Origin of the sequence: Sphingorhabdus sp., assembly GCF_035329025.1 — a bacterium.
GTDB lineage: Bacteria > Pseudomonadota > Alphaproteobacteria > Sphingomonadales > Sphingomonadaceae > Sphingorhabdus_B.
Window position 1 is genome coordinate 1 of the sequence record NZ_DAOLHN010000042.1, and the last position, 17,797, is coordinate 17,797.

Annotated in this window: 14 protein-coding genes and 1 tRNA gene; 10 read left to right on the plus strand and 5 right to left on the minus strand. The window is 55.1% G+C overall.

The features are described 5' to 3' along the window. From PKC81_RS11710 to PKC81_RS11725, 4 genes are all read left to right on the plus strand, one after another. On the plus strand, positions 1-750 hold a 750-nt coding region (locus PKC81_RS11710), incomplete at its 5' end, for an NAD(P)(+) transhydrogenase (Re/Si-specific) subunit beta (RefSeq protein ID WP_324336282.1). Positions 751-834: 84 nt separating this feature from the next. After that, positions 835-1,533 (plus strand): amino acid racemase, encoded by a 699-nt coding sequence (locus PKC81_RS11715; RefSeq protein WP_324336284.1) that lies wholly within the window; start codon positions 835-837, stop codon positions 1,531-1,533. A 43-nt stretch (positions 1,534-1,576) separates the two neighbouring features. Beyond that, the gene (locus PKC81_RS11720; RefSeq protein WP_324336286.1) at positions 1,577-2,791 is read left to right on the plus strand and encodes a parallel beta-helix domain-containing protein; all 1,215 of its coding nucleotides are present in this window, start codon (positions 1,577-1,579) and stop codon (positions 2,789-2,791) included. After that, positions 2,791-3,807 (plus strand): SO2930 family diheme c-type cytochrome, encoded by a 1,017-nt coding sequence (locus PKC81_RS11725; protein ID WP_324336288.1) that lies wholly within the window; start codon positions 2,791-2,793, stop codon positions 3,805-3,807. Before PKC81_RS11720 ends, PKC81_RS11725 begins: the two co-directional genes overlap by 1 nt. 1 nt (position 3,808) lies before the next feature. Here PKC81_RS11725 and hspQ read toward each other — a convergent pair whose 3' ends face one another. Beyond that, positions 3,809-4,159 carry a heat shock protein HspQ gene (gene hspQ / locus PKC81_RS11730; RefSeq protein ID WP_324336290.1) on the minus strand — a complete coding sequence of 117 codons (351 nt, stop codon included), beginning with the start codon at positions 4,157-4,159 and terminating at the stop codon, positions 3,809-3,811. 133 nt (positions 4,160-4,292) lie between these two features. On the opposite strand from hspQ, the gene PKC81_RS11735 reads away from it, so the two are divergent. Then, a tRNA-Ser gene (locus tag PKC81_RS11735) sits at positions 4,293-4,382 on the plus strand. Between the two features lie 184 nt (positions 4,383-4,566). Here the strand turns inward: PKC81_RS11735 and PKC81_RS11740 are convergent. After that, positions 4,567-5,415, minus strand: coding sequence for a hypothetical protein (locus PKC81_RS11740; protein WP_324336293.1), 849 nt, complete (start codon positions 5,413-5,415; stop codon positions 4,567-4,569). A gap of 543 nt (positions 5,416-5,958) precedes the next feature. Between PKC81_RS11740 and PKC81_RS11745 the strand changes: the two genes are divergently transcribed. Then, a complete protein-coding gene (locus PKC81_RS11745) occupies positions 5,959-6,348 on the plus strand; it encodes a cytochrome b (protein ID WP_324336294.1) in 390 nt (129 codons plus the stop codon). Positions 6,349-6,395: 47 nt separating this feature from the next. On the opposite strand, the gene PKC81_RS11750 is transcribed toward PKC81_RS11745, so the two are convergent. Further along, positions 6,396-7,238, minus strand: a complete 843-nt coding sequence (locus PKC81_RS11750) for an enoyl-CoA hydratase (protein WP_324336296.1) — start codon at positions 7,236-7,238, stop codon at positions 6,396-6,398. Between the two features lie 144 nt (positions 7,239-7,382). Here PKC81_RS11750 and PKC81_RS11755 point away from each other — a divergent pair, with 144 nt between their 5' ends. Next, on the plus strand, positions 7,383-8,882 hold the full coding sequence (locus tag PKC81_RS11755; RefSeq protein ID WP_324336298.1) for an acetyl-CoA acetyltransferase: 1,500 nt from the start codon (positions 7,383-7,385) through the stop codon (positions 8,880-8,882). Here the strand turns inward: PKC81_RS11755 and PKC81_RS11760 are convergent. Together PKC81_RS11760 and PKC81_RS11765 are read right to left on the minus strand one after the other, a co-directional pair. Next, positions 8,879-10,366, minus strand: a complete 1,488-nt coding sequence (locus tag PKC81_RS11760; protein ID WP_324336300.1) for an MFS transporter — start codon at positions 10,364-10,366, stop codon at positions 8,879-8,881. The genes PKC81_RS11755 and PKC81_RS11760 overlap by 4 nt on opposite strands. Positions 10,367-10,467: 101 nt before the next feature. Then, entirely contained in the window at positions 10,468-11,499 is a 1,032-nt protein-coding gene (locus PKC81_RS11765; RefSeq protein WP_324336302.1) for a LacI family DNA-binding transcriptional regulator, read from the minus strand. Between the two features lie 214 nt (positions 11,500-11,713). Between PKC81_RS11765 and PKC81_RS11770 the strand changes: the two genes are divergently transcribed. From PKC81_RS11770 to PKC81_RS11780, 3 genes are all read left to right on the plus strand, one after another. Further along, the gene (locus PKC81_RS11770) at positions 11,714-14,425 is read left to right on the plus strand and encodes a TonB-dependent receptor (RefSeq protein ID WP_324336304.1); all 2,712 of its coding nucleotides are present in this window, start codon (positions 11,714-11,716) and stop codon (positions 14,423-14,425) included. 86 nt (positions 14,426-14,511) lie between these two features. Continuing rightward, on the plus strand, positions 14,512-15,999 hold the full coding sequence (locus PKC81_RS11775; protein ID WP_324336307.1) for a tryptophan halogenase family protein: 1,488 nt from the start codon (positions 14,512-14,514) through the stop codon (positions 15,997-15,999). Continuing rightward, positions 15,996-17,792, plus strand: a complete 1,797-nt coding sequence (locus tag PKC81_RS11780; RefSeq protein ID WP_324336309.1) for an alpha-amylase family glycosyl hydrolase — start codon at positions 15,996-15,998, stop codon at positions 17,790-17,792. Before PKC81_RS11775 ends, PKC81_RS11780 begins: the two co-directional genes overlap by 4 nt. The last annotated feature ends 5 nt before the right edge of the window (positions 17,793-17,797 follow it).

Here is a 17,797-nt window from a genome sequence, read left to right on the forward strand (position 1 = left end):
TCGATGCTCAACAGCTATTCGGGCTGGGCGGCTGCGGCGATGGGCTTCACGCTGCACAATAGCGCGATGATTATTACCGGCGCGCTGGTTGGTTCTTCGGGGGCTATCCTTTCGTACATCATGTGCAAGGCGATGAACCGCAGTTTCATTTCGGTGATTGCAGGTGGTTTTGGTGCAGATTCGGGCGCAGCTGCAGGTGGCGCGGCGAAAGTCGATCGACCGTGGAAACGCGGCTCTGCAGAGGACGCCGCCTATATGATGAGCCAGGCCGAAAGCGTCATCATCGTCCCCGGCTACGGCATGGCGGTGGCACAGGCGCAGCACGCACTGCGTGAGATGGCAGACCTCCTCAAGAAGGAAGGCGTCAGCGTCAAATATGCGATCCATCCCGTAGCGGGCCGTATGCCAGGGCATATGAACGTGCTGCTCGCCGAGGCCAATGTGCCCTATGATGAGGTGTTCGAACTGGAAGACATCAACAGCGAATTTGCCCAAACCGATGTGGCCTTCATCATCGGCGCGAACGATGTGGTGAATCCCGCAGCAAAGACCGACAAAACCTCGCCCATCTATGGCATGCCTGTATTCGATGTCGACAAGGCCAAGACCGTGTTTTTCATCAAGCGCAGCATGGGCGGCGTGGGCTATGCGGGTGTAGATAACGATGTCTTTTACATGGACCAGACGATGATGCTGCTCGCCGATGCCAAGAAAATGGTCGACGATATTGTGAAGGCCTTGCAGCACTAAGCCGCAACACGCTATCCACTGAATCAACAATTCGCCCCGGCCCTTTGACCGGGGCGATTCGATTCAGTTATTGGAAAGTTCAACATGCGCAAAATCGGCCTGATCGGCGGAATGAGCTGGTATTCGACCGAGTTTTACTATCGCCGCATCAACAAACAGGTGCAGCGCCGCGCCAATGCGATGTGCAGTGCACCGATGATCCTCGATAATCTCAATTTTTGTGATCTGGCCAAGGCAACGACCGATCAGGATTGGGATCGTGTAGCTGAAGTCTTGATAGCTTCCGCCCAACGGCTTGAGGAAGGCGGCGCTACCGCCATCCTGATCGGGGCAAACAGTATGCACAAGGTGCATGATCGCGTTTCGAGTGCGGTGAAGGTGCCGGTTCTGCATATCGCTGACGCGGTCGGTCAGAAGATGAAGGCGGACGGTGTCGAATCCGCCGCATTGATCGGTACACGCAACGTCATGGCTGAAAACTGGTACCGCCAGCGGCTTGTGAAGCATGGCGTCACATTGCTTCCGTGGGAGGCAGATGACGTGGAAGAGCTTGATCGCATCATCTACGAAGAATTGATGGCCGGGCAGGTCGTCCGCAATTCCGAACGTGCGCTCAAGACGATGATCACCGAAATCGACAAGGATGGTGCCGACGCCGTGGTGCTTGGCTGCACCGAATTGGGAATGATTGTCGACACAAAGGCGAACGTGCTGCCAATTTATGACAGTGCCGAAATCCATGCCGATGCGGGTGTTGACTGGATTTTCGGCGACGCCCCCTGAGGAAGCTCTTGGCAAGTCTGCGCGGATATTGCAGACTTGTGAAATGAGGATGAGGGTCATAGGCATAAATGCCATCGCCGCTGCCAGTCTTGCAATTGCGGGCTCGACAGCTTTTGCCAAAACCATATCGGTCGCTGCTGGGGACGATGCACAGGCGCGTTTGCAAGAGGCGCTGATTGGCGCAGCGCCGGGCGATGTTGTCGAACTGGGCAGCGGTCGTTTCAAATTGACCGACGGGCTTTCACTCGATGTGCCGAAGGTGACAGTGAAGGGGCAGGGAAGCGGGCAGACCATATTAGATTTCACCGGGCAATTGGGTGCTGGTGAAGGCTTGTTGGTGACCTCTGACGATGTTGTGCTTCGCGATTTTGCGGTTGAAAACACCAAGGGTGACGGCATCAAATCCAAGGGCGCCGATCGCATCGTCTATTACCAGCTTCGGGTCGAATGGACCGGCGGGCCTAAGGAAACCAACGGTGCCTATGGCATCTATCCGGTCGAAAGCCAGGATGTGCTGGTCGACAGCGTGTTGGTCCGCGGCGCATCGGATGCGGGCATCTATGTCGGCCAGTCACGCAACATCGTGGTGCGCAACTCGGTCGCGCTGGAAAATGTTGCCGGTATCGAGATAGAGAATAGCTACGACGCCGACGTCCACGATAATCTGGCGACGCGCAACACGGGCGGCATATTGGTATTCGATTTGCCCAACCTGCTACAGATGGGTGGCAAGAATGTGCGCATTTTCGAGAATGTCGTCGTCGACAACTCGACACCCAATTTTGCACCCAAGGGCAATATCGTCGCCAATGTACCGACCGGTACCGGCGTGATGGTGATGGCCAACCGCAACGTACATGTGTTTGACAACATGCTCGGCCAGAATGGCACGACCAACATTATGGTCGTTGGCTATCGCTACCCGCAGCAAGACCCGAAATATGATCCCATTGCGCGGGGCGTCGCCATTTGGGGTAATCAGCATGATAAAGCAGGCTGGGACCCCAAATTTCCGGGTAGTCAGCAGATTGCCCAGGCATTGGGTGGCAGTCTGCCCCCGATTTTCTGGGATGGCGCTGGCGGGGCAGAAGCGCAGCCCATTGTTGCCGACCCCGTTCCCGCGCTTTCGCTGGGGCTGGCCGACCTGAAAGCATCTCCCGAAAGTGCGCAGCCCGTGATGCTGCAGTACAGTGCCAACCTGCCGCAGGAATTGCCCCGTATCCGGCTACCTGAATCGATGGAGGCGGTGGTCCGCTGATGCGCTTGCTGATTGCCGCTGCGGCAGGGCTTGCGCTTACCGTTTCGGTGAAAGGAAAGCCGCCGCAGATTGATGATGCTGCAATAACATCCACAGATAATCCGCCGCTGCTATCCAGCTTCGGTTTTTTCAATGGCGGCGCGGATAGGCCCGCTTCAGCATTGCTGCCTTACAATCTCCGCACCCCGCTTTTCACAGATTATGCCGAAAAGCAGCGATTCCTGTATCTGCCGAAGGGGAAGAAATTCACCATCGATCCCGATGGCCGGCTGATATTTCCTGTGGGCAGTGCGCTCATAAAAAGTTTCGGCTACCATGATGCTTCGGGCAAGCTCAACATCATCGAAACGCGACTATTGCTGCACAAGGCGGACGGATGGGTTGCCTTGCCTTATGTGTGGAAAACGGATGGCAGTGATGCGGAATTGAAAGTTGGCGGGGCTCGCAAACCCGCTATATTCAAAAAGCCGGACTTCACGCAAATGTCCATAAGCTACGCCGTTCCGAACAAAAACCAGTGCAAGCAATGCCACTCGACCAAAGACAGCGTGATGCCCGTCGGACCGGTATGGCAAAATCTCTCCTTTGCCGACACAAAGTCGCGCCTTGCCTTTGAAAAGCGTGGAAATTTGGCGGGAGCCGTGCCGTCATTCGAGGCCAAATGGGATGATCCAAAGTCCGGCGCGCTTGAGGCAAGGGCGCTGGCCTATTTGCGCGTCAATTGTGGCCACTGCCACAAGCCGACCGGATCGGCATCAAACTCCGGTCTGTTTTACGACGATCACGAACGCAACTCGGCCGCACTTGGTATTGGCAAGCGACCCGTGGCAGCGGGCAGGGGATCGGGCAATTTCGAATTCGTCATCGAACCCGGCCATCCAGAGCGTTCGATCCTCATCTACCGAATGAAAAGCATAGACCCGGGAATTGCGATGCCCGAACTGGGGCGGGCAACCGAGCATTACGAGGGCGTGGAGCTCTTGGAAGCCTGGATAAAATCGCTGCCCGCCAGCTGAACTATTGCCGCATCAAGGCGGCCAGATTGTAGCGACTGCCGCTCCACGGCTCGAAATAGCCTTCAATCGCAGGATGGTTCACCGGTCCGTTTTCAGCATCGGGCAGCAGGTTCTGCTGGCTGACATAGGCGATATAGCTGCTGTCCGCATTTTCGGCGAACAGGTGATAGAATGGCTGATCCTTGCTGGGGCGAACGGCTTCTGGAATAGCATCATACCATTCGTCACTGTTGGCAAACACAGGGTCTATATCGAACACGACACCGCGAAAATCGAAGATACGGTGACGGACGACGTCGCCGATGGAGAAGCGGGCTTCGGCGATAGGGGGCATTTCAGGATTCGCGCTCATCGTTGCAATATCGTAGCGCAATCGCATTCTTGCAACCTTGCGCTTGGCAAAGCCGGAATCATTCGCTAATGGCCGCGCTCTGTCGCACGGGCGCGCCTTTTACAGGCATCGACCAAAGCCCGAAAAGACGTGCGGACAGATGCCGGAGTGGTCGAACGGGGCGGTCTCGAAAACCGTTGTGCCAGTAATGGTACCCAGGGTTCGAATCCCTGTCTGTCCGCCATTTGATATTAAAAAAATTGGAAAAATGTTGCAAAAACAGGAGCTTACCGAAGGTATTCTCCAAGAGAAGAACTCGTTGAAACTTATTTCTGACAACCCGGTGGTGCCCGTTCGTATCTAGCCTAGTAATTAATTCCAGTTGAGCAAATTTTGAGCTTCCTTCGAAACTCATGCAACGGTGGCCATTAGATGTACGATGCGAATAAGCGAACCTTACCATTAATTTTGCGGGAACATGAGAAATCGTTCACACCGTTCTCATTGCGACATAAGTAAACAACTTCGAACGGGCCATCAAACTGGCGCAGTGCGGCATGACCTTCTCGAAGACCGCTGCATAGTGAATCGCCTCCAACATAAATTGGAATTCTGTCAGAAACTACTTGCCATAATTCCGCTGCTTTGGGCGTCGACCCGGCGATTCCGCTATTTCCTTCTTTTGGGTTAATGTTGACAACTAATGCGGGAAAATCGAGGACCACATCAACATTGTTCAGTTTATAAGTGACGGTCGCAAATATTTTCCTCCCGCGAGCAGCGGACGAAAGAATGGCATCAAAGGAGCGCAGTTCGGTGAGGAAATAGCGCGATTTTGAAGCAGGTGCGAAATGAGGTGGCGTACCGTAAGGGTTGCGAACGCACTGATGTTGCAAATTTTCTGATTGAGGGGACTCATAGCGACGCTCGATAATTGAACTGCCGTCGCTGCCCATAATAAATGAAATAGTGGATGCCCCGCCTGATGATTCTATCATGTCCGAATAGGCGCTAACGCGATGATCAAAAGTATTTTCGCGTGGGTGGTTTGCAAGCAGCACATAACTGGTCTCTTTTCCGCCTGAGCTTATCCGCGCCCGCCCAGTGACACTGATGAAGAGGCGGTTTACAGCTGAATTGTAGAAGTGGAATGCTTGGCCATAATGTAGAATATCTACCTTGGGGCTTGTAAGTAATAAAAAAACGAATGCAGCAATGGAGAGTCCGATGACCGCGGCAGCGAATTTGCCTAACTCGATTGTTATTTTATTCCACATGAGCGCCTCCAATCAGTTTGGCATCGTACTGCATGCCAAATTAAAGTTTCGAAAATTTTAGCATGTGGAAAAGGTGTAATAGGAAAAATTTCGCATAATAGGTCTCGGATGCCGGGTGCAGTTGGAGCATCACGATGTCATGCAAAGTTATGCAGAATGTCCCCGAACGTCGCTCTTCTATAATATGAAGCAAGCTGGTTTTTGAGAACGCATCGGAGAGGACCGATCAATATCTTGACGTTGGCGTACCTTCCTTGATCTGGTTGACCTATTAGTGAGTGCTTGCCATGATCTGGAGTGATACAAGGCGGATTGTTTGTAGATTGGTGTACCGTCAATTGAAGCTTTTACATGCCATAAACGAACCGGAAGTGTGAGGTTTGCTATGAATTCAACCGATTTCCGCTAGCGCTATACTTCGCTTTCAATTGCTTTTCACTGGGTCATGGTGCTGCTGATCACGGCGGTATACGCGACGATGTTGCTCCTCGAAACTACCCCAGGGGGACCGATATTCGCGAGGGGCTGAAGGCCTGGCATTTCATGCTGTGGCTGCTGGTTCTGATTTTGATTGTTGTGCGCATCGTTGCACGGCTGATGAAGGCGAAGCCGACAATCGTCCCGGAACCGGCTGCGTGGCAGCGTTTGCTCGCTAATGTCACGCATTTTGCGGTTTACGCATTCATGGTGGCGATGCCCCTCGCAGGATGGACTATCCTGAGTGCGGCAGGAAAACTGATACCGTTTTTTGGGCTGGAATTGCCAGCATTGGTCGCCCCGGACAAGGACCTAGCTGGTCAGATCAAGGAATTGCACGAGCTGTCCGGGACAATCGGCTATTACATTATCGGCCTGCATGTAGCGGCGGCGCTTTTCCACCATTATATTATCAAGGATAACACCTTGATAAGGATGCTACCCGGCACAGGGTAATGCCGGCTGCTTCGACCGAGGGGTTGATCGCGCTCGTCCCGTTTTGATCAGGGCTTTTTGATCTCCATCGTGGAAATGGGCAGACCGTACACCTGCATGTTATGGCTGTGGCAGAGTTGGTGGAGCGCGAAGATTGTGCCCATTGCTTGCGGTCGGCCCATGGCATCGTGCGCGGCATTGATGGCTTCTTTCGCCATTTTGAGGGCGAAACGTGGTTTGGCCGCGATCACGCTGGCCATGCCGAGCGTTGCCGTCTCAAGCTCTGCAAGCGGTACGACACGGTTGATGAAGCCTGTCGCGGCTGCTTCCTGTGCGCTTATCCAGCCCGCGGTGAACAGCAGTTCCTTGGCCTTGCGGATGCCAAAGTCATAGGGATGGTTGAAAAATTCGGTACCGCAGACTCCCAAATCGATGGTGTTGTCGCAAAAGGCAGCATTGTCTGACGCAATCACCAGATCGCACGCCATCACCAGCATCAATCCGCCCGAAATGCAGCGGCCCTGCACCTGGGCGATGGTCGGCTTGGGCACATTGCGCCAGCGTTCGGTCAGGTCGAGATAGACCTCTTTCTCCACGGCATATCGGCCTTCAGCGCCGGGGGCGGTAAAGTCGGCCCAATTGCCAAGGACATCGAAATCGGTTGGCTGCACATCGCGTTGTTTAAGGTCATGCCCGCTGCTGAAATCCGGGCCGTCAGCTGCAAGGATGATCACGGCGACTTCCTCGTTGCGTGCACATTCGGTGAATGCCGCGTCGAGCTGGTAGAGCATGGCGAAATTCTGGGCATTGCGCTTTTCTGCGCGGTTTAGGACGATACGGGCTACACCCACAGCAGGGTGCTCGATCTTGACCAATGGCTCGCCGGCCTCATTGGTTTTGATGACTGTCATCGCACATCCTCCCTCGCATCACAGCCGGACTCGGCTCTCCTGATGCAATGGCTATCAATGCCGGGCCTGAGCGCATAGGGGGAAATTTAATTGACCGATTAATATGCGGTTGCACTTGCCGGTCAAATTTGGTCAATGGCGCGCATGACTGACAATGAACGCATCCCCGTTATCATCGGCGTAGGCCAGATCAATGATCGTCCAGAAGACCCTGACAATGGCCTCGATCCGCTAGGGTTGATGGTAGAGGCGCTGAAGCGAGCCGAGGCAGACAGCGGGGTTTCGTTGCTGGCGCGATTGGATAGTGTGGCGGTTGTTGACCAGATCAGTTTTCGCGATCTCAACCCGCTCGATCGCAAGCTGGCCGATGCGCTCGGTGCCCAGCCGTCGGTCTGCTATCAATCCGAAGCCCCGCATGGCGACACGCCGATCCGGCTGTTGAACGAAGCTGCAAACCGCATAGGGGCAGGGGAGATCAAACTGGCTGCGGTTGCTGGCGCAGAGGCTCTGCGGACGATTGCCGGTCGTCTTGCAAAGCATGCCACGCCGCAATCAGACGTGTTCGAAGGCGTCCGCAAGGAGGCAAAACGTGAGCCCGGTTATGCCCAACAACATGGCTTGAACGCGCCCGTTGATGTGTACCCACTCTACGAAAATGCCGGTCGCGCGGCTTATGGCCAGACCTTGGCCGAGGGGCAGGCGGAGAGCGGCGAAATCTGGTCTCGCTTCAGCCAGGTGGCGGCGGGTAATGAAGGCGCATGGATCCGCAAACCGACAGCGCCTGAGGAAATCATAACGTCGAACGAAAAAAATCGTCCGATCGCCTTTCCCTACAATAAATTGATGGTCGCGAACGCCTCGGTCAACCAAGGAGCTGGATTCATCGTCGCCAGCCTTGCCGAAGCGCGCCGCCTTGGCGTTGCCGAAGACAAGATGATCTATGTCGGAATGGGCGCTGCGGCAAAGGAGGCTTACAGCTTCTTGCAACGCGATCGTTACGACCGCTCGGTAAGCATGGAAATCTCGATCCGCCGCACCCTGGACCTCAACAAGATGAGCGGCGCGGATTTCGATTTTGTTGAATTGTACAGCTGCTTCCCCTGCGTGCCCAAAATGGCGCGGCGTATTCTCGGTTGGCCGGTCGAAAAACCGGCGACTGTTTTTGGCGGCTTGACCTTCGGTGGCGGCCCGATCGCCAACTATATGAGTCATGCTGTCGTTTCGATGGTCGAGAAGCTGCGCAAGGAAGGCACCAACGGCTTCCTGTTCGCTAATGGCGGTTTTGCGACCGATAACCACTGCATCGTTGTTTCGAACAAGCCCTTGGCCGCGGCGCAATTCCCTCAGAATTTCGATTATCAGGCAGAGGCGGATGCGGCGCGCGAAGCGGTGCCCGAACTCGACAAGGATTATGTCGGTGCAGGCAAGGTGGAAACCTATACGGTATTCTATGGCCGCGACGGGAGCCCCAAGGGCGGTGTCGTGGTCGCACGCACGCCAAGTGGTGACCGCACCCTTGCGCATGTCGATGTGACAGATGGCGCAATGATCGAATTCCTCACGGGCGGTAAAGAAGAACCCGTCGGAACCTCAGGCGCAGTTGTTGTAGATGCCGGTGGCCGCAGGATTTGGGCCCGCGCTTAAGCGGGCTCCTTCACCCTCAGCGTAGCAAGCGCCGCCAGCGCCATCACGGCAGCGGCGAAGGCCATCGTCCAAATGGGTTCGGTCGGGAAGTATGCTTTCAGGATCGAACCCATAACCGTTGCCACCAGCAATTGCGGCACAACGATGAAGACATTGAACAGCCCCATATAAATGCCAAGCTTGCTTTGCGGAAGGCTGGAGGCAAGGATGGCGTAAGGCATTGCGAGGATCGATGCCCAGGCGATGCCGATGCCTATTTCGGCGAGCAACAGCATGTGCGGATCCCTGATGAACAGGAAGGCTGCAAAGCCTGCCGAACCGGCGAGCAAGCAGGCCATATGCGTATTCACCTTGCCGAACCTTTGAGCCAGTTTGGGAAGCAGGAACAAAGCGGCAAGGGCAGCGACGCCGTTGTAAACGGCAAAGAGGATGCCGACCCAATTACCACCTTCATTATAGGCCGCCGATGCGGGGTCGCTTGAGCCAAAAGCATATTGGGCGACAACCGGCGTCGTGTAGATCCACATGATGAACAGGGCCGACCAACTGAAAAATTGCGCCAATGCAAGTTTCTTCATGATTTCGGGCATTCCCGAAAAGTCGCCGACAATATGGCTGAGCATATTGTTGTCGCGCCCGCTCTTCGCCAGCTGGATGGCAATGAGGCTGGCGAAGCCATAGCCTGCCATCAGAGCAGCGAGCAGATAGACTTCTTTCTCCAGACCCATGAAAGAAACGAGCATCGCGACGCCAGCGCCTGCGGCAATCCACACCAGCGCTGAAACGGGGGAACGCGCGGCGAGGGCGCGAATGGTTGAGCTATCGCTGTCGGCACTGTCCTGCCCGAATGCACGCAATTCGTCGGGGCTGTATTCTTGCGTGCTGAAGACGGTCCACAATACGGAAAGCAGGTAGATCAAGCCGCCAAACCAGAAACTGTATTTGACGGTATCCGGGATCCCGCCGCCCGCCACTTCGTTGGCGACCCCCAGATGATCAAGCACCCAAGGGAATATCGAACCGACGACAGCGCCTGCACCGATAAAGGCAGTTTGCAGCGAATAGCCGGCTGTGTGCTGGTCCTTGCGGAGCATGTCGCCGACAAAAGCGCGGAACGGCTCCATCGAAACGTTGATCGAAGCATCAAGTATCCAGAGCATAACCGCGGCAAACCATAGGGCAGGGGCAAGCGGCATTACGAACAACGCCAGTGAAGCCATGATCGCGCCAGCAAGGAAATAGGGACGGCGACGGCCGAGTTTACCCAACCATGTCCGGTCGCTCATATGGCCAATGACAGGTTGCACCAGTAATCCTGTGAGAGGCGCCGCAATCCACAGGGCGGTTAGGTTATCGAGGCTTTCACCCAAGGACTGAAAGATGCGCGACATGTTGGCATTTTGCAGGGCAAAGCCAATCTGAATGCCGAAAAAGCCGAACGAAATATTCCAAAGACCCCAAAAGCCTTGACGCGGCTTTTCCATAACCCTCTCCCGATTATCTTTTGCTGCAACTTGGCAGCGAATTGGCAGGGCGGCAATATTTCGGGCAGCGCGATACTGTTACGTATACGAATACGTAGGGCTCAATGTGCTCCGCAGGATTTGCGGACCACAAGCTTCGCCGGAAGCGTATAACTTTCAGCGCTCTTGCCCTCTATCAACTTCAACAATGTGTCGACCAGAACTTCTCCAGCAGTGCGATAGTCCTGCTGCACCGTCGTCAACGGCGGATGAGCAAGGCTGGCTGCAGGAATGTCATCGAAGCCGATAACCGCAATATCGCCCGGGATAGTCGAACCGGCAGCTTCGATTGCCCTGATGGCACCTATCGCGATCAGGTCGCTCGCAGCAAAAATAGCGTCGAACCTGACGCCGCTGTTGATCAGTTGCTGCGCAGCATCAAAGCCAGACTGCTCGGTATTGAAGGCATCGACCTGCAAGTCGCCCGATATGTTCAGCCCTGCGGCAAATATGGCATTGCGTGCTCCCAAATATCTGTCCCGGAATTCGGGGTAGTGATCAGATGCATCGCCAAGGAAGGCGATATTTTTACGACCATGCGCGATCAGATGCTCCGCGGCCGATCGACCACCATCCATATTGTCGCAGCCGATTGTCGTACCCATTTCGTCCTGACCGCCGACCAGTCCCCAGCGAACGAAATGCGTGCCCTGCTGGACAAGCTGCTCCAGCTTGGGCTGATATAGCTCGTAATCGCCATAGCCGAGCAGGATGATGCCATCGGCCTTGCGGCTGTCTTCATAATCGACATGCCAGTTGGCCGAGAGCTGCTGAAAGGAAATCAGCAGGTCGTGATTTCTTCTCGCCGCAGTGCGCGTGATCGACGCCAGCATCGAAAGGAAGAAGGGGTTGATCCCGGTTTCGTCCGGCGTAGGATCTTCGAAGAAGAGCAACGCTAGCGTGTTCGACCTTTGCGTCCTCAGGCTCGATGCGTTCTTGTCGACTTTATAGTTCAGTTGCTGCGCGATGGCCTCGATGCGTTTGCGCGTTTGCTCTGAAACCGAGGGGCTGCCGCGCAAGGCGCGCGATACCGTAGGCTGCGAAACGCCAGCGAGTTGCGCGATATCGAACGATGTCGGCTTATGTGGTGGCATATGGCGTGCCCGGCTCTCCTGCAACAATCCTTAAGCGCGGCGTTGCATTCGTGCAACGACGTTACTGCATAATTCTGAATACGTATGTGAATATCTGTCATTTGGCATGCGCACCGTAGTATTTGTTCATCGATGGCCAAACTGGGTGGCCATGCACTTTAGGTTGCAACAAAGCGGCGCAGCAACGACTGGGTCGCAAAAGAGGGGATACAGGATGTCTGCTTCGTGGAACACGAATGAAGTACGTGCGCGCCTTGCGCATTCGACCAGCGCGACCGCGCTGGCCTTTGCAGTTTTTGCTGCGCTGCCGGGTGCAGCATATGCACAGGATGCGGCTGAAGATGTTGCAACTGAAGAAGATGCAATCGTCGTTACCGGCTTCCGTGCGGCGTTGGAAAATGCTGTTGCTGAAAAGAAAAATGCTGAACAAATCGTCGAAACGGTTTCCGCGGAAGATATCGGCAAATTGCCTGACGCATCCATTGCGGAATCCATTGCGCGCTTGCCGGGCCTCACGTCGCAGCGCCTAAACGGTCGTTCTGCTTTCATCTCAATCCGCGGCTTTGGTCCGGACCTTTCTCAGACCCTGCTCAACGGACGCGAACAGACATCGACCGGCGACAACCGCGCGGTTGAATTTGACCAGTACCCCTCCGAAATGGTCAGTCAGGTCAATGTCTACAAAACGCCTTCCGCGAACATCATTGGCCAGGGTCTTGTCGGCACCGTCGATATCCGGACCGCCCGCCCGTTGGAAACCGGCAAACGCGTTCTAGCTGTTGGCGTCAAAGGAAGCCTCACCGATCTCGGCAAGCTGAACGCCGGGTCGAATGACAAGGGCTATCGCGTCAACGCAACCTATATCGACCAGTTTGGCGGCGATACTGTCGGCATTGCGCTCACTGCGAACTATGTCGATGAATCCTATCAGGTTCAGGAATATAATGCATGGGGATATAATGATTTTGCCGGCAATCGCTTGATCGGAGGTAACAAATCGTTTGTTACTTCGACCAATCTACGTCGTTTGGGCCTTGGCGGCACATTGCAGGGCGACCTGTCGGATAACGTCCGTCTGACTGCCGACCTGTTCTATTCGAAATTTGATGACGACATCATCAAGCGCGGCATCGAGCTCCCATTGTCGAGCGCGTTTGGCTGGACCGCTGCGGGTATCAACCCGGGTTACACTGTGGAAGATGGCCATATCGTCAATGGCACGTTCACCGATATCGAAGCGGTTGTGAACAACCACAAGCTGGTTCGTTCGGCAGACTTGTTCTCGAGCGGTCTAAATGTCGACTGGGATATCGGCAATGGCTGGAATGCGACTTTTGATTGGGGCACTTCGCGCACCGACCGCAACGAGCTGATATTTGAATCCAATGCCGGTACAGGCCGTGGCCAGGGCGTTGGCGCCCGCGACACCATCGGTTTCACGCAAAGCACTTCGGGCACCGTTTTTAACCCGACGCTTGATTATTCCGACCCGAACCTGATCCGTCTGACCTCACCCATGGGCTGGGGTGGCATCGCTGGTGGTCAGGATGGCTATTATAATGATCGTATCGTAGATGACGAACTGTCGACGGTCCGCTTCGATCTTGAAAAGGAACTGGACGGTTTCTTCTCCGCGGTCCGTGCAGGTGTTGCGTTTAACGACCGCAAGAAGTCGCTTTATGCCGATGAATATTTCGTCGTGCTCGCGAGCGGCGCTGCCGATCTGCGCGTTCCTGACCAATATCTGTTGCGTCCAACCAATCTGAACTATCTCGGCCTTGGGCCGGTAATCAGCTATGATCCGCAGGAACTGCTGGAAGGCGGCATTTACCGCTTGGTACCGAATGCAGTTCAGGATGTGATTTCGAAAAATTACGTTGTGGAGGAAGAGCTTCTCACCGGCTATCTGCAGGCAGCCATTGATACCGAACTGGGTTCGAACCAGTTGACCGGTAATGTGGGCGTTCAGGTCATCAAGACCGAGCAGAGCAGCTCAGGCGCATTGTTCTTCAGCGGCGTCGCAACGCCAACCACGCTGGGTGCGAACTATACAGATTGGCTGCCGAGCTTGAACCTATCGCTGCGCACACCAAGCGATTTTGTCTTCCGCGTTGGCCTTGCCCGCGAAATCCAACGCCCGCGTATGGACCAGATGCGTGTCTCTATCGGCTATGGCGTCGATCGCAGCGGCACGACGCCGATCATCCGTGGTAGCGGTGGCAATCCCTTCCTGAAACCGATCCGTGCCAATGCGGCCGATCTGACCGTTGAAAAATATTTCGGCACCAAGGGCTATGTGGCCGCCCAGCTCTTCTACAAGAAGCTGCTGAATTGGATCTACAATGCCGAGTTCGAATTCGACTATTCGGGCTTCCCGCTGGGTGCCGAAGTCGTTCCGTCGCGCATTGGTACGCTGAACGCACCTCTGAACGGTGATGGCGGCAAGATCTATGGTATCGAACTGGCGGGCACTCTGCCGTTTGAAACATTGACCCCTGCGCTTGAAGGTTTCGGTGTGACAGGCGGTGTATCTTATACCAAGAGCAAGCTGCGCCCTGCTCCGGGCCAGCCTTATGGCGACATTGACGGCTATTCGCGCTGGGTTGCCAACGGTACGGCCTATTTCGAAAAGAATGGTTTCAGTGCCCGTGGTAGCGTCCGTTACCGTTCGACCTTCCAGGGTGAACTGTCTGGCTTTGGCGGCAACCGCGTCCGTCGCCGTGCACGCGGTGAAATGATTGTCGACGCACAGCTCGGCTATGACTTCCAGCCTGGAAGCAGCCTTGAAGGCCTGTCACTGTTCATTCAGGGCCAGAACCTGACGAATGAGCCTTTCTCAACGATTAATCCGGGCGCTCCGCTCGAAGTCATCGATTATCAGACCTACGGCCGCCGTTACCAGGCTGGCATCACCTTCAAGTTCTGATACCTAAGCTTTGGGGACGCTGCCATAGGCGGCGTCCCCTTCATTTTCGGGCCCTGGCGGCTCCGTGAACGAGGCAGGCAGGACCGATGCGCATAGTCATTGTTGGAGGCGGATCTGCAGGCTGGATGGCAGCAGCAGCGCTATCGCGGCTGCTGACGCCGGAATGGAAGATAACCCTCGTCGAATCTGATCAAATTGGCACAGTCGGTGTCGGTGAGGCAACAATCCCGCAGATATTGCTGTTCAACGGCGCGTTGGGCATCGATGAGAATGAATTTTTGAAAGCGACCAAGGGCACGTTCAAGCTCGGCATTGAATTTGAAGGCTGGCGTGCACCAGGCCAGCGCTACATGCATGCCTTCGGTCAGGTTGGACGCGATTTGGGTTTGATTCCGTTCCATCATTATTGGTTGCAAGCAAAGGCGCGAGGCACGGCCAAATCTCTCGGTCATTACAGCATCTCGGAATGCACTGCCCGCGCAAACCGTTTCTCTCGCACCGATCCGCTACCGCAGGCGCCTTTGGGAGCGCCCGCCTATGCCTATCATTTTGACGCCGGGCTTTATGCTGCGATGCTGCGCAAATTTTCCGAAGCCCGCGGTGTTGTCCGCCACGAAGGCCGGATAGTCGACGTGCAACTGGATGGCGAAAGCGGGGCAGTTGCTGCGATCAAACTCGAAAGCGGTGAAATGGTCGAGGGCGATCTTTTCATCGACTGTTCCGGTTTTCGCGGCTTGTTGATCGGCGATGCTGTCGGTTCGGAATATGTCGACTGGTCGAAATGGCTACCGTGTAACCGGGCACTTGCGGTGCCTTGCAAATCTGCAGAAAAACTGTTGCCTTATACGCGGGCGATCGCGCGTGAGGCAGGCTGGCAATGGCGCATTCCGTTGCAGCATCGCATCGGCAATGGTTATGTCTATTGCAGCGACCATATCGATGATGACAGCGCGGCGGCGACGCTGCTTGCCAATCTCGACGGTGAACCGCTGGCTGACCCAAAGCCTATCCGCTTCACGACTGGTTATAGACGGCATTTCTGGAAGAAAAATGTGGTTTCATTGGGGCTCTCCTGCGGATTTCTCGAGCCGCTGGAATCGACCAGCCTCCATCTTGTCCAATCGGGTATAAAGCATCTGATCGACCTGTTGCCAGCAGGCGGCATCGCTGGGGCAGAAGTGGAACGTTTCAACCGCCAGATGACGTTCGAGTTTGAAACAATTCGCGATTTCCTTGTGTTGCACTATTGGGCGAACGGCCGCAATGAACCATTTTGGCAGGCCTGCCGTAATCTTGAGCTGCCCGACAGCCTACAGCACAAATTGGAACTCTTCAGATCGAGCGGCCGCCTGTTTCGTTACAATGAAGAGCTATTCACCGAGACTGGATGGTTGCAGGTATTGATCGGGCAGGGAATTGAACCTGCCTCTTGCCATCCGCTTGCCAATGCACCCGGTGATCACGCGGTCGATAAATATCTCGCGTCTATCGAAGAGGTTATTGCCGCTAAGACCCGGCTAATGCCTGAACATTCCGACTATATACGCCAAAATTGTTCTTCCGGGGAATTATGATGCGCAGACTGCTCCTCTCGGCGGCTTTGGCTGCGACTGCTGTCACGCCGCTTTCTGCGCAGTCCTTCCGTGATCGTTTGCCGGAGGATGAAGTCATCTATTTCGTCTTGCCTGACCGCTTCGCCAATGGCGATCCGAATAACGATACCGGCGGCATCAAAGGCGACAGGATGAAGCATGGCTTCGACCCTACGCATAAGGGCTTCTATCAAGGTGGCGACCTGAAAGGCCTGACGGATCGGCTCGATTATATCCAGTCGCTGGGTATGACCGCGATCTGGTTTGCACCCATTTTCAAGAACAAGCCCGTGCAAGGCGGGGTTGGTCAGGAAACCGCTGGTTATCACGGCTATTGGGTGACCGATTTCACCTCGGTTGATCCCCATTTCGGCACCAATGCAGAGTTCAAAGCCTTTGTCGACGCTGCTCACGCACGCGGGATGAAGGTCTATATGGACATCATCACCAACCATACGGCCGATGTCATCCAGTATAAGGAATGTCCAACGTCGGCCTGCGCCTATCGCAGTCGTGCCGATTTCCCCTATTCACGCCGCGCCGCTGACGGGGCCGAGATCAATAAGGGTTTCGAAGGCGACAGGGTACGCACGGCGGACAACTTTGCCAAATTGACCGACATGAATTTCCCCTACACCCCAGCCGTCCCCAAGGCGGAAGCCAATGTAAAGGTACCCGCCTGGCTCAACGATGTGCGCTATTACCACAATCGCGGCGACACCACCTTTCGCGGCGAAAATAGCACGATGGGTGATTTTGTAGGGCTCGACGACCTCTATACCGAAAATCCGCGCGTCGTGGACGGGTTCATCGAAATCTATGGATCGTGGATCGACAAATTTGGCATTGATGGCTTCCGTATCGATACTGCCAAGCATGTGAACCCGGAATTCTGGCAGAAATTTGCTCCTGCGATCCTCGATCGGGCCAAAGCGAGGGGAATTCCTAACTTCCACATATTCGGCGAAGTTGCGAACGAAGGTGTCAACGTTCACGAACAGGCTTTCTACACCCGCGTTGCGGGCCTTCCTTCGGTGTTGGACTTCGCTTTTCGCCGCGCCGCGATCGAAGCGGTCGGCGGTCGGCTTGGTACCGATGTGTTCAACCAGTTGACCGAAGCCGACGCGCTCTATGCCGAAACAACCAACGGCGGAAAACGGTTGCCGACATTTTTGGGCAATCATGACAATGGGCGGTTTGCTCGCGAAATGCGTATGGCGAAACCACAGGCGGACGACACAGAAATCCTGAAGCGTGTTCAGCTTGGTCATGCGTTGATGTTTACTATGCGCGGCGTACCCACCATTTACTCGGGCGATGAACAAGGCTTTGCTGGCGACGGCAATGATCAGGATGCGCGCGAAACACTGTTCGCATCGAAGGTTGCAGTCTATCTCGACAACAAGCTTGTGGGAACGCAGTCGAACCATAGCCGCGATAATTTCAGCCAGTCACATCCGATCTATTCGACCATAGCCAAGCTGGCTGAGGTGAGGGTGAAGCACAGCGCGTTGCGGCGCGGCACACAGATTATCCGCAACTATTCGGATAAACCGGGGCTGTTGGCTTTTTCGCGCATTGACGCGGAAAGCGGGCAGGAAATCCTGGCGGTATTCAACACATCGACCGAGGTCCTGAAAGCCAATGTCGAAGTCGAAACGACAGCGACCGGATTTGATGCACTAATTGGAAAATGTCCTGCGGCAACGCGGGTGCCGGGTTCGGCTGCGTTCGAAATCGCGCCGCTCGACTATGCGATTTGTCTCGTAAAATGAACGAT